Raw genomic sequence first — 17,444 nt, forward strand, 5'->3', positions numbered from 1 at the left:
CTAGCCAGTACGTTGTGGTATACTGGTTAGGTTTTGTACATAAGCGAGGACATCATGGATACTGAAATAACCCCAACACAGCTGGCAATTGAATATTTACGTCGCGATAAGAGCAACCTGTCTCCGGCGCAGTACCTGAAAAAGCTGAAACAGCTTGAGCTGGAATTTACAGATTTGCTGGCGCTCTCTTCAAATGAGCTGAAAGAAGAGATCTACTTTGCCTGGCGGTTGGGCGTTCACGTCCATTGAGTACATGAGAATAAAAGGGCCGCGAATGCGGCCTTTTTTGTGCCTGACATTCAGTATCGGGCGGGGAGTTTATTGATTTTGATGAGCCTGCCTTCTTCCATTTCGATGAATCCGCCGGTTTTTAAATCCGCCAGAATGCGCATCACGCCGCTGCGGGAGAGCTGGGTTTTCTCCCTGATATACCTTTCCGCCGTCACGCTGAGCCGATAACTCTCATCTTCCTCCATCAGCTTGACCAGCTGCTGGCGAATCATCTCATACGCCGTCGGCGCGCCCTGCGGCATCACGTTGTTATAAAGACGGCTATACACAAAGATGAGCTGTTTAGAAAGCAGTCCCCATAGCGCCTTCTCTTTGATAATTTCATTCACCCGCTCGGTGGTGAGCGTCCCTATCAGACAAGGGCTGACGGTCTTAATATAATCATTGAAATAGATGTCGGTCAGGTTGGCGAGGCCGAACACGGCTGGACTGCGAGCCGTAGACAGCATCATGTCATCGCTTCTTCTGTAGATGGCGATGGTTCCTTCGAGAATTAAATAGCACATGCCCTGACCGTTAATTTGCAGGTCCAGCCGCTCTCCTCGGGCGGTATGTCGCGTTGTGCAATCAGGCAACAGGTGTGAAATAAGCTCTTGCGCGTAGGGAAAACCCCGTTGAGACTTTTCTGAAAGGGACATGGCAGCCGACAACCTTAAAAATAACCTGGCTAATTATAGCGCTTCTCCCGGGTACAGGCACGCTGGCTATCAATATTTTCGCGGCAGATGGTGAATGTCAAGCAGCACCCCACGTTCCATGGTGATGTACTTCCCGGTCCGCAGTTCTGCCAGAATACGCATAATTCCGCTACGTGAAAGATACGTCCTGCTTTTGATGTACGCGGCGGCCGTCGTATTTTTCCGTATGGCATCGGGCTCCTGCATGAGTTCAACAAGCTGGAAGCGAATGATGTCGTAGGCAGACATTTGCGATATTTGCGCGCAGTGCTCATACACCCGTGAGGCCGTATAAATCAGCAGCTTTGAAAAGTGCTCCCATAAATCCTGCTGCGCAACAATCTGATTAAACGTCTCCAGCGACACGCGGGCGATTTCTGCCGTCTCCAGGGCCCTGACATAGAGATGCTCCGAAGAAAATTGACTGCTGACGCCAAGAATAAAAGGCGCTGATTCAGAGTTTAAAACAATGCCGTCGCCGCGACGATGAAGCGCCACGCTTCCCTGGAGAAGTAAAAAACACTGGCGCACATCATCTTTATAATAATGTACGGTTTCTCCCCGACAGATGACCATTCTGTTCGCAGCAGGTAGCACTGATTTAATCAGGGTATCTATATGGATAAACGGTTTTAAACCCAGAACGGTTGATTCGTGGTTATTCAATGGTGTGGTTAAACGCGTATTCATAAGATACCTCACAGCGACTACGGGTCTGATCGTTTTTTGATCTACCTGGAGAATTATCTTAAAAATGAAGGAGTCAGGGAATATTTCGGCAAGGTCCAAAAGTAGACCGTTGAGCATCTGATATCTAACCCCTTGAATGAAAACATAAAGACGATCAAGTCTACTAATAGACCAGGAAATAAGACGTAAGCGTATCCTGAAAGAAATGTTGAAATTACGTTAAATCAGAGTCTACAGCTAGACCATCAAAAAGTTGTATTCACCAAAATGATTATATAAATTTTAATAGCCAGTCAGAAAGACCTTATAGCGTTAATTAAAAAGAAGATGAATCCACTGCGATTTATTTATCAACTTTCTGCTGCGTACGTTTTAATAATAAATAAAGTTATCCCGTAAACAGGAAAATGAAGCTTATGAAAAAGAACATTATTTTAGCGATGGTTGCGACAGGTTCTGCCTTAATGATGAGCAATGCACTCGCTGCTGCAGGGACCGTTAATTTTAACGGTAACATCCTGGATTCTGCCTGCGATGTCGCGGTTGCTTCTCAAAATCAGGTGGTGGTATTAGGCGATTACAATAAAACAGAATTTCCGGCAACAGGCTCCCGCACTGCGGCAACGAAATTCGACATCGTCCTGAAGAACTGCCCGGTTACGGTCAACAGTGCCAAAGTCCGTTTTGACGGTACGCCCGATCTGACTAACGCCGATCTGCTTGCTATTGATACCTCCGTCGCCGGTGCGGCAACGGGTGTTGCTATTAATTTGATGACCGCTGATAAAGCGGATCTGCCGTTGCACGGCAGTAACAGCTATAGCTATGTGCTAAGCAGCACCGCCGATAATACGCTGAATTTCTACGCGCAGTATATTTCAACGGCGGCATCGGTGACGGCAGGTCCTGCAAACTCCGTGGCAAATTTCTCCGTTGTTTATAACTAGTCATTAAGCAGAACACGATTCGGTTCCATGACGTTCTGCGTGGGGGCAGTCTCTGCCCCCGTGTTTCAAGAGGTGTAACATGCATTTTATTAGCAAGGCCCTGCTCATATCGGCCGCCCTGACAGCATCGTTTTCGAACGCTTATGCCGGGGTCATTATTGGCGGTACCCGCGTTATTTTTGATGGTGGGAAAAAAGAGGCATCAATCAGTATCAATAATGCTGATAGCGTGCCTTATTTAATCCAGTCCTGGGTTGACATGCCAGAGGGGAATGCTAATAAAGCACCTTTTATTGTAACGCCGCCTTTATATCGACTGGATGGCGGGCAGCAAAACATTGAACGTATTTTACTCTCGGGTTCACTACCCCAGGATAAAGAAAGTCTTTTCTGGCTGAATATTAAAGCCATACCGTCTGCCTCAAAACAGGAAAACTCACTGCAAATTGCTGTCAAAACGCGCATCAAGCTTATTTATCGCCCGTCAGGTCTGAAGGGAACAACGCCGGAAGAACAAGCGAATAAATTAACCTGGTCGCGTAGCGGGAATAAGCTCATGGTCACCAATCCAACGCAATATGTCATCAACTTTAATGAAATAAGCGTCGGTGATAAAAAACTGGATGAGGTCTCCTGGGTGGCACCGGGTGCAACGGCGGTATTTAGCTTACCCGCAGGTGCCAATGGTAACCACATTACATTCAAAGTCATTAATGATTACGGCAGCCCCGGAAGAATGTATCAGGCCAGCTTTTAATTCATCAAAAGCGGCGATCCTCATATCAGGTCAGATTAATGATGATGGCAACGAAAACTAAAAAAATGCAGCCTGCGCGTCTGGCGATCTGTATCGCCTTTGCGCTGGTAAATGCAATGCAGACTGTTTATGCCCGTGATTCGTTCAACGCCGAGCTGGTTGAACTGGACAACCCGGGCACGGGTAAAGCTGATTTATCTGCTTTTGAATCAGGTTCGCAGGCACCAGGGAAATACCACGTTGACATTATCCTTGACGACCAACTCATCGAGACCAGCGATATTGATTTTACCGCAGTAAAAAGTGGGGAAGAGGGCGATAGCCTTAAGCCTTGTCTGAGTATTGAACAGCTCAACAGATGGGGCGTCAAAACCGCGCTTTTTCCCGACTTAGCCAGTAAGGACGCGTCCTGTGTCAACCTTCAGGCTATCCCTCACGCCAGCACGGATTTTCAGTTTGCCGCGCAGCGACTGATCGTCAGCATTCCTCAGGCTGCCATTGATATGCCGGCACGCGGGTATGTCTCGCCAGCGCTATGGGATGAAGGGATCGCCGCCGCCATGTTGAATTACAGCCTGAGCGGCGCAAACAGCCGGGCAAAACAAAACGGCAGTAAAAACAGCAACAGTCAATACGCCAACCTGCGCCCGGGTCTCAACGTTGGACCGTGGCGGCTGCGAAATTACACCACCTGGTCGAGGGATGAAACCGGTCAGGACAAATGGGATACCGTCTACACCTATGCGCAGCGGGCCATTATTCCGCTCAAAGCGCAGCTCACCCTGGGGGATAGCTCCGCGCCAGCCGACGTGTTCGACAGTATGCCGTTTCGCGGCGGACAGCTGGCTTCGGATGATGACATGCTCCCGGATTCGCTGAAAGGCTATGCACCCGTGGTGCGGGGGATCGCGCGCACCAATGCCCAGGTGGTGGTGCGGCAGAACGGCTATCAGATTTATCAGACCTACGTGGCGCCAGGCGCTTTTGAGATTACCGATATGTACCCCACGGGCGGCGCCGGGGATCTGGACGTCACCGTTAAAGAGGCTGATGGCAGTGAGCAACATTTCACCCTCCCGTACGCGTCATTACCGGTTTTACAGCGCGAAGGACGGCTCAAGTATGCAGTGACCGGAGGGCAATACCGTTCTTATAACGGCAGCGTCGATAAGACACCTTTCGGGCAAATCACCGGGATCTATGGTCTGCCGTATGGGCTAACGCTGTATGGCGGGCTGCAGGAGTCGAGTAAATATCAGTCGATCGCCACCGGGCTTGGAAAAAACATGGGTGATTTCGGCGCCATTTCTGCGGACATGACTCAGGCCTGGTCCACCCCGCAGGGCGGTGAGAAATCTAACGGTCAGTCATGGCGTGCGCGATACAGCAAAAACATTGTGGGGACCGGAACCCATTTCTCGATTGCGGGTTACCGCTACTCGACCAGCGGTTACTACGGTATGCAGGAGATCCTTGATTCGTACGGTGACAGCTCCGCGCTTCAGGATCGACGCCGCAACCGGGCCGAGCTGACGATGAGCCAGACGCTGGGCGGTAATCTTGGCTCGCTGACGCTGAGCGCGGCCCGTGAAGACTACCGGAATTCGGGTAAAACGATGGCGTCATACAGCCTGGGCTACAACAACTACTGGCACAACATCAGTTACGGACTCACCTGGACCTACAGTAAAAACGGCAGTGCGGGTTCATATGATAACAATAAACGGTACGACAAAGATCAACTGCTGGCCTTTAACGTCAGTATCCCGCTGGAGACGTTTTTGCCGCAGACCTGGGCTAACTATGGCGTGAGCGCCAGCAAGAATAACGGCACCACCCACAACATCGGCCTGAACGGCGTAGCGCTGGAAAACCACGCCCTGAACTGGAACGTGCAGCAAGGCTTTGGGTCGGACGGCGTCGGCTACACGGGCAATCTGAACGGTGATTATAAGGGAACCTACGGCGAAGCGACGGCGGGCTACAGCTACGATAAAAACAGCGAGCGCCTTAACTACGGCCTGCAAGGGGGCATTCTTGCTCACAGAGAGGGGATCACGCTTTCGCAACCCCTGGGCGAGACCAATGTTTTGATTAGCGCGCCGGGCGCACACGGTGTCGATATCCGCAATCAGGCGGGCGTTAAAACGGATTACCGCGGATATACGGTGGTCAGCAATCTCTCCGTATACCGTAAAAATGACATCACCCTTGCCCCGGAAAGTCTGCCGGATGATGTTGAGCTGGATATTAATACCCGGACGGTGACGCCGACGCGTGGCGCGATCGTTTTGGCCGACTATAAGGCGAAGGTGGGGCGGCGGGTGTTATTTAATTTACTGCATAACGGCCAGTTTGTTCCCTTTGGCGCGATGGCAAGCCTGAAGGGCGCCGACGGCAGCAGCGTTATTGTTGGCGATAAAGGCCAGGCTTATCTCACCGGCCTGGATACTCAGGGAACCGTCTTCGTCACGTGGGGAGCGGAAAGCGAACGGCAATGCCGCGCACCTTACGTGCTTTCCCCGCAGCCGTCGGCGGGGGGAATTACCGAAATTAACGTCAATTGTCTTTAGGGTTTTTTAACATGCGCTTAATTAACATCATATTCCTGCTGTGTATCGCCGCAGGCTGGAACAGTGCTCATGCAGGAACCTGCACGACGATTACGCCGCAGGAATCAACTTTGTCCATCGGCACCATTACGGTTCAACGTGACGTGGCCGTTGGAACCGTATTATTTTCGCGAAACGCGACAATAACCGGTTCCTATTTAACGGGGTGTGCCAATCCATTAATGCTGGGTTTTAGCATGCGGTATTTGAATGCGACACCGAGTGCTTACGGTAATCATGTTTATGACACGAATGTAAACGGTATAGGCGTGCGTTTTTCGTCGGGTAATTATTTTGAAAACCCGGCCAATACCTTTTCCTATAATGCGCAGGCAAGTTATGTCGAATGGTGGGGCGGTAAAATAGAACTTATCGTTACCGGACCGGTCTCGTCGGGGTCGCTGACGCCGGGCGTGCTGGGGGTAGTGATGCTGCAGGGCAGTGACGGCGTTTATCGTGATGGCCTGACGACCACCCTGCTGGGCGGAACCATTAATGTACTGGCCTGCAATATTACAACACCGCAACTGACATTTCCGATAGGCGATATTTCTGCCGCGCTTTTTGGCTCAACGATAGGCACCACACCGGCTGGCGCTCAAAATACGCAAAATCTCGGGCTTAACTGCGATGCGGGGGCTAACGTCAACGTATCACTCAGCGGCATTCAGAATCCTGACGTTGCAACACCCAGCGTGCTCGCGCTTACGGGGCAGGGTAATACAGGCACGGCGAAAGGGGTTGGCGTTCAGTTGCTCTATAACGGTACACCTCTCACCCTCAATGCGCGTTTGCCGCTGAAGCTTGCGGCAGGGGGGCAGGAAGCGTTCCCATTAACGGCGCGTTATTACCAGACGCAAACGACGGTAGAACCCGGCACCGCAAATGCGTCAGCAACCTTAAATTTGACCTACCAGTAAAGGGGATGATGATGAATATAATGCGCACGGCAGCGTTCATCGCGGCAATAATAAGCGGTAATGTTATTGCAGCGGATAGCGTTAACGTCAGCGTCACCGGCAATATCGTTGCTTCTCCCTGCGTATTTAACGGGGGGAATGACAATCTGGATGTTAATCTCGGCGATATTCAGGCATCCAATATGGCAACCCCGGGATCGTCTTCCGAACCTGTGCCTTTTAACCTGATGTTTACCCAGTGCCCCGTGGGAACCCGCAGCGTCACGGTCACCTTCAGCGGTAATCCCGACCCGATTGCCGGCGCGGACTACTACATGAACAGCGGCTCGGCAACAAACGTGGCGGTTGCCATGCGTGAAGCAGGCGCGGGGATATTAAAGGGAACAGGTTCCAGCCTTACGCAAAATATTGCGGCAGACAGAACTGCGACGATGGCCATGCAGGCTTCGGTTCACGCTGTCAGCGGTGGCGCGACACCGGGCAGTATCGGGGCTGTCGTTGTGATGACGATGCAATACAACTGAAAAGGCAGCGCGTTGACCATCCTCAGCGACTGACAGATATCGGTACTTGCTATGTTGAATATTCTGATTCAAGAGACAGACCAGTTTTTTTACAGCGGGTTGCAGCGTTTTTTTGTGGATTTCTTCGTGCGTAATTTTAAGCAGCAAATCCATTTTGCGGTTGGGCTTAACCATCAAAATGTGGGTGCTGCTGATATTATCGTGCTCTCCCTCTGTAAAGGGGAGACGCTAATTTGCTTTCCTGAATTACAGGCGCGCCAGAAAGGAATTGTGATAGGGTTAGTTGATGATGAGCATTATTATTCAGCTTTACCCCTCTGTTTTCAGGATATTATTTTTATCTCGCGTCGCGCCTCGCTTGACTGGATAAGTCAGGTGCTGTTCGTCGCATGGTACCGAACACAATCATCCGGCTATCTCCCGGAGAAAAGAAGCTGCTCCGAATGCCAGCATAAAATACTTTCACCGCAACAAAAAAGGATTATGGCGAATTTTTACCAGGGACTCTCTGTTGTGCAGATTGCCCGGGTACTAAAAATGAGCAATAAGACGGTGTTTACGCATAAGTATCTGTTGATGCAGAAATTTAACCTGCGAAGTGATTTTGAACTGATGGTCCTGATTCACCGGATGGTGGAGAGAAACAGATATCCGGGCAGAGTGGGTGACTATCTCACATCTTCATTGATAGTGTGAATTACAAAAAAATGTGTGCAGTTATACTCCTTTAGAAAAGCGGGGGTGTCATGTTACTTTTCGTGCTTTATATAATGACGCCTTCGCTATGCAAATTCATAAAACCATCAAGCCGATTTTTGTCTCTAAGTTCCAGTGTGTTGGGCCAGAGTGCTTAATATCGTGTTGTCGCGGCTGGTCAATCAATATTGATAAGAAAAGCCATCAGAAATATATCTTTTCCCCGCATGCTGAAATTGCCGCTATCGCCAAAGAAAATCTTATCCTTCAGCGAAAGGGTAAGAACAACTATTCCAGAGTGAAGCTAAACGAAAAAGGGGAGTGTCCTTTTATCGATGAAAACAAACTCTGCATGATACACCGCGATTTAGGGGAAGAGGCACTTTCGCCAACCTGTAGCACCTATCCCAGAAACTCAAGTCGGTACCGGGATGAGACACGCCATACGATGACGCTCTCCTGTCCGGAAGTGGTTCGACGCGTCCTGTTTGATCCGGATGCCATGCTGCTCCAGGAGAAAAATGAGCTCGTGCCAGGCAATAAGACGAACCTGATTGGGCAGCGTCAATCTGCTTCGCAGACGCAGCAGGTCATACATCTTTTTGCGTGGAATTTAATCCAGTCACCTTCGCGTAACATTGAAGAAAATTTGATGGCGCTGGCGCAGTTTATTCTGTGTCTTCAACACGTTAATTTTGATTTGCATAATAAATTTGCTGAAGTAGAAAATTTCTACGAAGCCTTACGCCATGAACTTCAATGCGGAAAATCGCTGATCGATTCCAGTAATTTGGCTAAATCAAACGCGATGAAATATCTGGCGTTGTCTGTGATGGGAACGAACGTGGCGAAGGATTCGGCCCGGGACGGTTTTATTCTTGAAGGGCATCAGCAAATTGCCTCGTATTTGAACGTTGCGGGTTCAGGCAACGCTGCGGAACTGGAAGCAAAATTCGACAAGATTAATCAGCAGTGGCACGCATTGTGTGAGGACTCCTGTTTATCAGAACCCTACGTGTTGCGCAATTATCTGTTGTACAAGCTTTACAGCGGTTATTTTCCCGGCAAAAATACGGCCACCATCATGCGTCAGTTTTACCGTATTGTTCTGGAATTTTTCTATCTCAAATTCATTCTCAGCGTAAGATCGATGCAGGGTGAAATCGACCAGCAGGTGGTGATGAAAACCATCGCCAGCCTCTCAGAAAAGACCATGCACAATAGCACCATTGATGCACGCATGGACTTTGCGATAGATAAAATCAACGGGGGCGATGATTTATCCTGCCTGCTGTTAATTGGGTAAACGCTCAATGTGTCAGAGGCTCACCGTAGGTGAGCCTCTTTTTATTTACACATTCACAGCGTTAATCAGCCGCGATTTCATGGACTGATACGCCGACGCGGCATAGTCCTCCGCCCAGCGCTGGTCCTCAATCGCCTCCAGCTGCACCGCGCAGTACTTCGTTTCCGGCGTTTTGGAGATGGGATCGAGATTATCCTGGGTCAGCTCGTTGCAGGCGCCAATCCACCACTGATAGGTCATATAAACCGCACCCTTGTTGATACGCTCGCTGATGCTGGCGCGGGTAATCACTTTGCCGCGACGTGAACGTACCCAGACCAGTTGACCCTCCTTAATGCCCAGATTTTCCGCATCGGCCGGGTGCATTTGCACCCGACCCGGCTCGTCGGCCAGGCTCTGCAGCGCAGCGCAGTTCCCGGTCATCGAGCGGCAGGAGTAGTGTCCCACCTCACGTACCGTACACAGCACCAGCGGGAAATCTGCATCCGGGGTTTCCGCCGGCGCGCGCCACGGTGCGGCAAAGAGCTGCCCTTTACCGGTCGGGGTGTCGAACTGATTGTCTTTGTACAGGTAAGGCGTGCCCGGATGATCCAGCGTCGGGCACGGCCACTGCACGTGGCCCATCTCGCCCATTTTTTCATACGTCACGCCGAAGAAGAGCGGGCACAGCTCGCGCATCTCATCCCAGATCTGCTGGTTGGAGTCATAATGCATCGGGTAGCCCATCTCGGTGGCGAGCAGGCTGATGATCTCCCAGTCGCGCTTCACGTTGCCGCTGGCCTCGATGGCTTTGCCAAAACGCTGGAACCCGCGATCGGCACAGGTAAAGACGCCGCCGTGTTCACCCCAGGAGGTGGCAGGGAGCAGAACGTCCGCCACTTCTGCCGTTTTGGTCATAAAGATGTCCTGAACCACAACAAAGTCGAGCGCCTCAAAACCGCTGCGAACGAGACCGAGATCGGCCTCGGTCTGAAGCGGATCTTCCCCCATGATGTAGTAGGCCTTGACCTTGCCTTCCAGCGCCAGATGAGGCACCTCGGTAATGCGCGTCCCGACGCGATCGTCCATTTTATTGACGTCAATCCCCCAGGCGTCGGCGAACTTCTGCCTGACCGCCGGATCGGTCACATCCTGATAGCCGGGGAACATATTCGGCAGTACGCCCATGTCGCAGGCACCCTGGACGTTATTTTGACCGCGCACCGGCCCGACGCCGACGGCGGGTCGGCCAAGGTTACCGGTCAGCAGCGCCAGGCTGGAAAGCCCTCTGACCACATCCACAGCCTGACCAAACTGGGTCACGCCCATACCCCACATCACGGTGGCGGAAGGGGCCGCCGCGAAGGTGCGCATCGCCTGGCGAACGTCGCGGGCGGGAATGCCGGTAAGATGCTCAACCTTCTCCGGCGCATAGTCTTTCACCGTCTGGCGGTAGGCCTCCAGCCCCTCCGTAAAGCGCGCCACGTAGCTTTTGTCGTATAACTCCTCTTCCAGCAGCACGTAGCCGAAGGCGTTCACCAGCGCCATGTTGCTGCCGTTTTTCAGCTGCAGATGCTGGTCGGCGATGCGCGCCGTTTCGATGCGCCGCGGATCGCAAACGATAATTTTCGCGCCGTTTTCACGCGCTTTCAGCACGCGCCGGGCGACGATAGGGTGGGAGTCCGCGCAGTTATAGCCAAACACCAGCAGACATTTTGAGTTTTCAATATCGTTGATGGAGTTGCTCATGGCGCCGTTGCCGAGCGTTTCCTGTAAACCGGCCACGGAAGGGCCATGACAGACGCGCGCGCAGCAGTCCACGTTGTTGGTGTTCAGCACCGCGCGGGCAAATTTTTGCATCACATAGTTTGTTTCATTGCCGGTTCCGCGGGAGGAGCCGGTGGTCATGATCGACCGAGGCCCGTGCTGCGCTTTAATGCTGCTGAGCCTGTGGGCGGTATAGCGGATTGCCTCTTCCCAGGTAACGGGGGTGAAAGCCTCGCCTTTGTGGTAGCGGATCATCGGCTGAGTGAGGCGCGGGGTGAGCAGACGGGTATCGTTGAGGAAGTCCCAGCCGTAAAAGCCCTTCAGACACAGGGTGCCCTGGTTTGTGACGCCCTCTGCCGCTTCGGCACGGATGATACGGTTATTTTCAACGACAAGGTTTAATTTACAGCCTGCACCACAGTAGGGGCAGACGCTGGCGATCTTTTTCATCAATAACAGACCTGTTAAGAAATGAAGCAAAGTTGACTGGAAAACCCAGTCCCGTAAACGGTGTTAAGCAGGAACCGTGCCAGGTTGGCTTTGCTGGTTTTACAGGGTGTTAAGGGGGAAAGACGCGTGTCATCGTCAGGCCGATCGTCAGTTTTGACGATGACACGTTAGGGGCGTGGCGAGCAGGAACTTAGAGATCGTCCATCGTGTAACCCACCACGATTTCCAGCGTCTTACGAATCACATCCGCCTGAACCACGTCGTTAGTGGCTTCCAGCGTCTGAATGAGCCAGAGGATGATCGCTTTATTGGACAGATGACCTTCGGAGGCCAGAACACAGCGTACTGCAGTAGAAAAAACAGCGGACTCTTCAGCAAAACGATCGCCTGCGTGACGGAAATATTCCGACAGCGCACTGTCTAAAAAAGCAGAATGGTATTCGGGTTGAAGCTGAATATTTTGTCTCATTTGTTCTCACCGTAGCTGTTAAATTGCAGTCAATGTATTTTTTTGGGGTCGGACGGTTTTCCACTTCCAAATAACGGCACTACATTGTCTCGGTTATCGTTGAGAGGTCCCTCTCTGTTTGTTCGTCCTTGCGCGGTTCTGCGACGTGTAAAGGCGATGCTGTTTGAGCCGATATCGGCAATCACCACCGCAAGTGTCTCCCGCCGCCGGGGATCCTTTTCATGCTCTTTCATTACCCGCAGACGCTGCAGCAATCCTTCGGTTGTCACTGGCCCCCGCTCTTTCAGAAGAGAAAGAACGGCTTCACCGATAAGCGTGTCGATCAGTCGGTCTGCGTCACTGCTATTCATCACGTTACCGTTCGAAGAGCAGACCAAGCAGCATGTGGTAATGCTCTTCCTCTTCCGGGCCATCGGCCTTTTCGAGGCGGCTGAGCAGTTTGGTACAGAGCGATTTGCGATTAAGGTTTCGCCCGTCGCTGAGAATTTCTACAACCACCTGGCCCAGCGTCTCCTGCTGGGTAGGGAGCGCGGCTTTTTCGAAGTACTGTGCGATTGCTGATGCGGAATCTGTGGCGTAACCTTTCTGCTGCATGTTTCGCTCCTGTAAAATTTTGTAATCACTAACGTTACAATTAAGGTATACACAATTCCTAAATCTGTACATATAAAATGTACAGATTTTTAATGTTTTTATGATATATTTTATAAATTACTTTATTTTCAGTTGGTTACTAGCTTGTCATGAATCGGTAATGTGACAGGATATATTGTACAAAAATGTCGGGCGCTGGTAAGTTATACAATCGAGAAGAACGGTCCTATCAACTGCCGTAAATGATTGAGATGTAAATTATTTGTCAGGCAATTAATGTGCTATAAGTGAAAATTACCCACGTCTACTGTGGCCAAAACCCTAACCCCAGGAAAAGCATGCTCACAACCATCATTTACCGCAGTCATATCTGCGAGGACGTTCCGGTGAAAGCGCTGGAATCAATGGTCGCTGCTGCAAATCGTAAAAATCGGCAATCCAATGTCACGGGGATCTTGCTGTTTAACGGCACACACTTTTTTCAATTGCTTGAAGGGCCGGTGGAGCAGGTTTCTGCTATCTATGAGCAGATCTGCAACGACCCGCGCCACCATAACGTGGTCGAGTTAATGCGCGATCACGGCCCTGTCCGGCGTTTTGGCAACGTGGGCATGGAGCTTTTTGACTTGCGCCACTTTGACAGGGACGAGGTACTGCAGCAGGTGCTCAATAAGGGGACGACACGCTACCAGTTGACCTATAACGACCGCCCTCTGCAGTTTTTCCGCACCTTTGTTGAGGCCACGGAAAAAGCGAACTATTTTGAACTTCCGCCTGCGGATTCCTGGGAATTCGTTCGCGAAGAAACGCGCCTTTCCGCGCAGCCTGAGGTGGTTGCGAAAGGGGCGGATTGTAGTTTTGCGTTCCAGCCGATAGTCGATCCGTTTATGCAGCAGGTCGTCTCCTGGGAGGCGCTTCTGCGCACTCCTGACGGTGACTCGCCGGGGGCCTATTTCGCCAGCCGCCCCCATGAAGAAGTCTACACGTCTGATTTGCAAAGCAAGCAGGTGGCACTTTCTATGGCCAGCGCGCTGGGGCTACAGGACCAGACGTTATCCCTGAACCTGCTACCCATGACGCTGGTCAACATTCCCAACGCCGTGGATTTCCTGCTCACCGCGATTGAGGCAAATGGGTTTGTACCCGAACAAATCGTGGTGGAGTTTACCGAGAGCGAAGCTATATCTCGTTTTGATGAATTCACGGATTCGGTCAGGCAGCTAAAAAGCGCGGGTATCAGCGTGACGATCGATCACTTTGGTGCCGGTTTTGCCGGGCTGCAGCTGCTGGCCCAGTTCCAGCCGGACAGAATTAAGATTAATCGAGATCTGGTCGCGAACGTGCATAAAAGTGGCCCCCGACAGGCCATTATTCAGGCGATTATCAAATGCTGTTCCTCGCTTGAGATCCAGTTCTGCGCTGTTGGGGTAGAGAAGGCGGAAGAGTGGATGTGGCTGGAGTCCGCGGGGATTTCCCAGTTCCAGGGACATCTTTTTGCCAGCCCAAGACACGGGGGTATTCCCGCGATTGCGTGGCCGGAGAAAAAGTTCGACTTCGGATAAAGCTGTACGCAATCCGGCAGACTTAACTGTACGAACGGCAAATTTTATACAACAATGTATTAACAGGTGGATGGAAAAGAACCCCGTTCACCCGTTCAAAATGCGGTCTTAGTTATACAAATGATGTGTACAATCTGATAAGGTTGGTGCAGTTAGGTATGGAAGTTCTGAGCGTGAGGGAGTTAATGGCCTATTACAGTATCGGCGAAGTGGCCGAACGATGCGGTATCAACCCCGTTACGCTGCGTGCCTGGCAGCGCCGTTATGGATTATTGAAGCCGCAGCGCAGTGAAGGGGGTCATCGTCAGTTTGACGATGAAGATATCCTGCGCATTGAAGAGATCAAACGCCTGATGAAAAGCGGCGTTTCGGTCGGAAAAGTTAAAGCCTTGCTGGAAAACAAGGAAGTGCTGACGCAGGGCAACTGGGTCTCGTTCCAGGAAGAGATGATGACCGTTCTGCGATACGCCAGTCCTCCAAAGCTGCGGGCCAAAATAGGTGAATTCCGCCGCGATCACGCGATGGATGCGCTGATTGACAATATTATCTCTCCCGTCCGTCAGCGTATGAACCAGGATCAAAATACCGTGCGTCACATGGCGAGCCTGTTTGACGGCGTACTGATCGAATTTGCGATTGCAAGCCTGGCGGAGTCCCGCAAAAAAGCCGGCAAAGACGCGCTCCTGATTGGCTGGGAGTGTGATGACCGCACCCACCTGTGGCTGGAAGCCGCGCGCCTGTCGCAAAAGGGCTGGCACATTGACGTGCTGGCAGAGCCCATTGACTCGCCGCGTCCTGAACTCTTCCCGGGGCAAAAAATCTTTGTCTGGACGGGGAAATCCCCAACGCCTCGCCAGCAGGAACAGCTTGACCACTGGCGTGAGCAGGGGTTTGCTGTATCATTTCATCACTGAGTGTAAGAGGCCTTGAAGGCCTTTTTTTGTCTTTGTCACTTTCCTTGCAAAAAGCTATCTTAAGAATAGGCATTATTCCTGCGGATGAGATTTACCCGGCTAATTTTAAACGGCATCTGCTTTTTTCTGGGGGCTTTGCTGTCGGAAACTTGTTCAATAGGGGACGGTGTCCCCTTATTAATACTCAGCGAGTATGGCGCTCATTCCATGCATCTGAAAATTGAATATTACCGTCAAGAATTCTCCAGGTGATTTTTTCATATTGAATGCTGACACTTTCTATGTGATTCATTTTATCGTTCCCCGCCAGCTTAATATTCGGAACGCTACAGTGGACGCCAGTTAATTTCACATTCTCCATAAGAACGGTGTAGTAGCAAACCTCCTGACCTGCATCATTGATGTGATAAAACCTTATTTCTGCGCTTTTCAGCGTCTGCCCAGTTGCTGCAGCCTTGTAAAGATATGGCGTAGAGCTATCAACTTCTTTCTCGATCATCATGGATGAGTGCTGGCGGGTGCCGGTGATTTTGCCGTTTGCGCTGTCAACGGGTAAATTTATACCGTGGCTCAGACCGATAATTTCAATACTACCTTCACGATCTTGTACATCAACAGATCCTTTGATATCTGCACCGCCATCGTCTTTAAGCCACATATAGGGAGGTATAGGCATTTTATTGTCTCCTTAACTTTTTGATTAACTTCATTGTTAAAATATAGAGAGGGGTAGCGATAATTAGCATTGTAAGCCAGTCAATAAGTGAATAGGCATCATACATTGATTCTGCATTTTCATTTCCGGCTATAATGATTGCTGTTGTTCTGGCTACATCATAGTTAATATATAACTCCGGGCCTGGTAGCATATGACCAAGAGCGAGTAATAAAATGAGAAAGTAAATAATTTTACTTGCCCTACGAGCAAGGTTTTTTAATGTAGCCACCCGCTACTACCTCTACCCAGCCTCGCGCCATGAGTGACCGCATGCATGGAACCTGAATAAGCGATGTATTCATTAGCGCGTTATGAATCATCGTAAAATCAGACATGTTGGCGATAGTTATGCATCCTTTTGAAACTGTGCCGGGGTGTAGTCGGAAATTTCCACGCTTTACACTTTCTATCCATGTGTAGTCATCTATGCCCCAGTCATCACGCCACAAAGCAAACCAGTCAGATTTACCAAAAGCATTTCGGCCAATAAATCTGTTAGCTTCATCGTGAATCTCCTCTTTTTTTTGTGAAAACCAGTTACCCTCCCTGCGATCTACAATCCAGTATTTCCCTGGGGGAATAGGGCCAGTATTGGCGACATGTCCGCAACTGGCATTGTTTCTGTTGGCCCCCAACCCGGAGTGCGCCATGAACACGCCTACCCCATACAGATCGAAAGGCGCGTAATCTGCACCGTTCAGAATCATCTTTCCCTGTAATGGCATATGCCACCTTATTTCCATTAAAAGTGTATGGTTAATGCTACAGCGATTAATAATGTGATCCAGAGTGAGTGAATGATTTTCAGAAAAAGACTCGCATTATCAGTCTGTCTATTGCTGAGAAGCGCTTTCCTGCTGCGCAACTGAAGCGTAGGCCTTCTACAGCGTGCCAAATCGCATCTGTTAAATTGAGTTTGCGGCAATCAAAGTAGCTATCTCAAAAATAGGCATTTCCGATGCATATTTTACTTTTCTCCTCTCCGTCAAAAATGCCACAACGAAATGCATTATTAATCAATGCATTGAACAATTAAATCCATCCTGCCTGCATCCTGCCACAGGGTCTATGCTTAATAAAAGTAGGCAAAAAGGGCGGTTTAACCGAATGCCCCTGCTGATAGAGGGTTGAAGTGATAATCGTTATCACTAACATGGTGTTATGCCCTGATGGCTTATCAGATGAGGTGGACCTATGGAACTGCATTCAGAAACCTTTAATCCAGCCGATTTTGCCTGGCGCGGGTTAACGCTCACGCCAGCGGCGGCGGCACATATTCACGAGCTGGTGGCGAAAAAGCCCGAGATCCTCGGCGTGCGTTTGGGTGTCAAACAGACCGGCTGCGCAGGTTTTGGTTACGTGCTCGATACCGTCACCGAACCCGAGAAAGATGACCTGGTATTCGAGACCGACGGCGCGAAACTGTACGTCGCGCTGCAGGCCATGCCGTTTATTGACGGCACCGAAGTGGACTACGTCCGCGAAGGCTTAAACCAGTTATTCAAATTTCATAACCCGAAAGCCCAGAACGAATGCGGCTGCGGCGAAAGCTTTGGGGTATAGGCGGAACT

20 protein-coding genes are annotated in these 17,444 nt (G+C 50.6%); 11 read left to right on the forward strand and 9 right to left on the reverse strand.

Translation table 11 applies throughout. From position 1 onward, the window contains the following. Positions 1–54 precede the first annotated feature (54 nt). The gene (locus AC4IC4_RS09475; RefSeq protein ID WP_003857766.1) at positions 55–249 is read left to right on the forward strand and encodes a YdiH family protein; all 195 of its coding nucleotides are present in this window, start codon (positions 55–57) and stop codon (positions 247–249) included. Positions 250–299: 50 nt separating this feature from the next. Here AC4IC4_RS09475 and AC4IC4_RS09480 read toward each other — a convergent pair whose 3' ends face one another. Further along, complete coding sequence (locus AC4IC4_RS09480; RefSeq protein ID WP_491472601.1) at positions 300–929, reverse strand: helix-turn-helix domain-containing protein; 630 nt, start codon at positions 927–929, stop codon at positions 300–302. 69 nt (positions 930–998) lie between these two features. Beyond that, a complete protein-coding gene (locus tag AC4IC4_RS09485; RefSeq protein WP_032650971.1) occupies positions 999–1,658 on the reverse strand; it encodes a winged helix-turn-helix transcriptional regulator in 660 nt (219 codons plus the stop codon). Positions 1,659–2,074: 416 nt separating this feature from the next. On the opposite strand from AC4IC4_RS09485, the gene AC4IC4_RS09490 reads away from it, so the two are divergent. The 7 genes from AC4IC4_RS09490 to fliB all read left to right on the forward strand — a co-directional run bounded on the left by AC4IC4_RS09490 (position 2,075) and on the right by fliB (position 9,420). Then, positions 2,075–2,605, forward strand: coding sequence for a fimbrial protein (locus AC4IC4_RS09490; RefSeq protein ID WP_024909406.1), 531 nt, complete (start codon positions 2,075–2,077; stop codon positions 2,603–2,605). Positions 2,606–2,684: 79 nt separating this feature from the next. Further along, entirely contained in the window at positions 2,685–3,362 is a 678-nt protein-coding gene (locus tag AC4IC4_RS09495; RefSeq protein WP_491472602.1) for a fimbrial biogenesis chaperone, read from the forward strand. A 44-nt stretch (positions 3,363–3,406) separates the two neighbouring features. Next, entirely contained in the window at positions 3,407–5,935 is a 2,529-nt protein-coding gene (locus AC4IC4_RS09500) for a fimbria/pilus outer membrane usher protein (RefSeq protein ID WP_491472808.1), read from the forward strand. Positions 5,936–5,946: 11 nt separating this feature from the next. Further along, on the forward strand, positions 5,947–6,894 hold the full coding sequence (locus tag AC4IC4_RS09505; RefSeq protein ID WP_048991562.1) for a fimbrial protein: 948 nt from the start codon (positions 5,947–5,949) through the stop codon (positions 6,892–6,894). A gap of 5 nt (positions 6,895–6,899) precedes the next feature. Beyond that, the gene (locus tag AC4IC4_RS09510) at positions 6,900–7,418 is read left to right on the forward strand and encodes a fimbrial protein (RefSeq protein WP_491472603.1); all 519 of its coding nucleotides are present in this window, start codon (positions 6,900–6,902) and stop codon (positions 7,416–7,418) included. A gap of 51 nt (positions 7,419–7,469) precedes the next feature. After that, positions 7,470–8,114, forward strand: coding sequence for a helix-turn-helix transcriptional regulator (locus AC4IC4_RS09515; RefSeq protein WP_491472604.1), 645 nt, complete (start codon positions 7,470–7,472; stop codon positions 8,112–8,114). Between the two features lie 88 nt (positions 8,115–8,202). Further along, positions 8,203–9,420: a flagellin lysine-N-methylase gene (gene fliB / locus AC4IC4_RS09520; protein ID WP_491472605.1), complete on the forward strand. Its 1,218-nt coding sequence runs from the start codon at positions 8,203–8,205 to the stop codon at positions 9,418–9,420. Positions 9,421–9,465: 45 nt separating this feature from the next. Here the strand turns inward: fliB and fdhF are convergent, their stop codons facing one another. The 4 genes from fdhF to ycgZ all read right to left on the reverse strand — a co-directional run bounded on the left by fdhF (position 9,466) and on the right by ycgZ (position 12,679). Further along, positions 9,466–11,616 (reverse strand): formate dehydrogenase subunit alpha, encoded by a 2,151-nt coding sequence (gene fdhF / locus AC4IC4_RS09525; protein ID WP_491472606.1) that lies wholly within the window; start codon positions 11,614–11,616, stop codon positions 9,466–9,468. 190 nt (positions 11,617–11,806) lie between these two features. After that, positions 11,807–12,085: a biofilm development regulator YmgB/AriR family protein gene (locus AC4IC4_RS09530; RefSeq protein ID WP_023617825.1), complete on the reverse strand. Its 279-nt coding sequence runs from the start codon at positions 12,083–12,085 to the stop codon at positions 11,807–11,809. A gap of 29 nt (positions 12,086–12,114) precedes the next feature. Then, positions 12,115–12,435, reverse strand: a complete 321-nt coding sequence (locus tag AC4IC4_RS09535) for a hypothetical protein (protein ID WP_032650984.1) — start codon at positions 12,433–12,435, stop codon at positions 12,115–12,117. A gap of 4 nt (positions 12,436–12,439) precedes the next feature. Next, entirely contained in the window at positions 12,440–12,679 is a 240-nt protein-coding gene (ycgZ, locus tag AC4IC4_RS09540; protein WP_491472607.1) for a regulatory protein YcgZ, read from the reverse strand. A gap of 338 nt (positions 12,680–13,017) precedes the next feature. Here ycgZ and AC4IC4_RS09545 point away from each other — a divergent pair, with 338 nt between their 5' ends. Further along, entirely contained in the window at positions 13,018–14,241 is a 1,224-nt protein-coding gene (locus AC4IC4_RS09545) for a diguanylate phosphodiesterase (RefSeq protein ID WP_491472608.1), read from the forward strand. Positions 14,242–14,426: 185 nt separating this feature from the next. Continuing rightward, a complete protein-coding gene (locus AC4IC4_RS09550) occupies positions 14,427–15,155 on the forward strand; it encodes a MerR family transcriptional regulator (RefSeq protein WP_491472609.1) in 729 nt (242 codons plus the stop codon). Positions 15,156–15,339: 184 nt separating this feature from the next. Here the strand turns inward: AC4IC4_RS09550 and AC4IC4_RS09555 are convergent, their stop codons facing one another. The 3 genes from AC4IC4_RS09555 to AC4IC4_RS09565 are packed head-to-tail and all read right to left on the reverse strand — an operon-like array spanning position 15,340 to position 16,598. Then, on the reverse strand, positions 15,340–15,831 hold the full coding sequence (locus AC4IC4_RS09555) for an Hcp family type VI secretion system effector (protein WP_048991558.1): 492 nt from the start codon (positions 15,829–15,831) through the stop codon (positions 15,340–15,342). A gap of 1 nt (position 15,832) precedes the next feature. Continuing rightward, complete coding sequence (locus tag AC4IC4_RS09560) at positions 15,833–16,102, reverse strand: hypothetical protein (RefSeq protein ID WP_491472610.1); 270 nt, start codon at positions 16,100–16,102, stop codon at positions 15,833–15,835. Further along, the gene (locus AC4IC4_RS09565) at positions 16,074–16,598 is read right to left on the reverse strand and encodes a DUF2778 domain-containing protein (protein WP_491472611.1); all 525 of its coding nucleotides are present in this window, start codon (positions 16,596–16,598) and stop codon (positions 16,074–16,076) included. Before AC4IC4_RS09565 ends, AC4IC4_RS09560 begins: the two co-directional genes overlap by 29 nt. Positions 16,599–17,067: 469 nt before the next feature. Here AC4IC4_RS09565 and sufA point away from each other — a divergent pair, with 469 nt between their 5' ends. Beyond that, entirely contained in the window at positions 17,068–17,436 is a 369-nt protein-coding gene (gene sufA, locus AC4IC4_RS09570; RefSeq protein WP_008500631.1) for a Fe-S cluster assembly scaffold SufA, read from the forward strand. Positions 17,437–17,444: the final 8 nt, after the last annotated feature.

It is taken from the genome of Enterobacter sp. Taxon_2, from assembly GCF_058355295.1.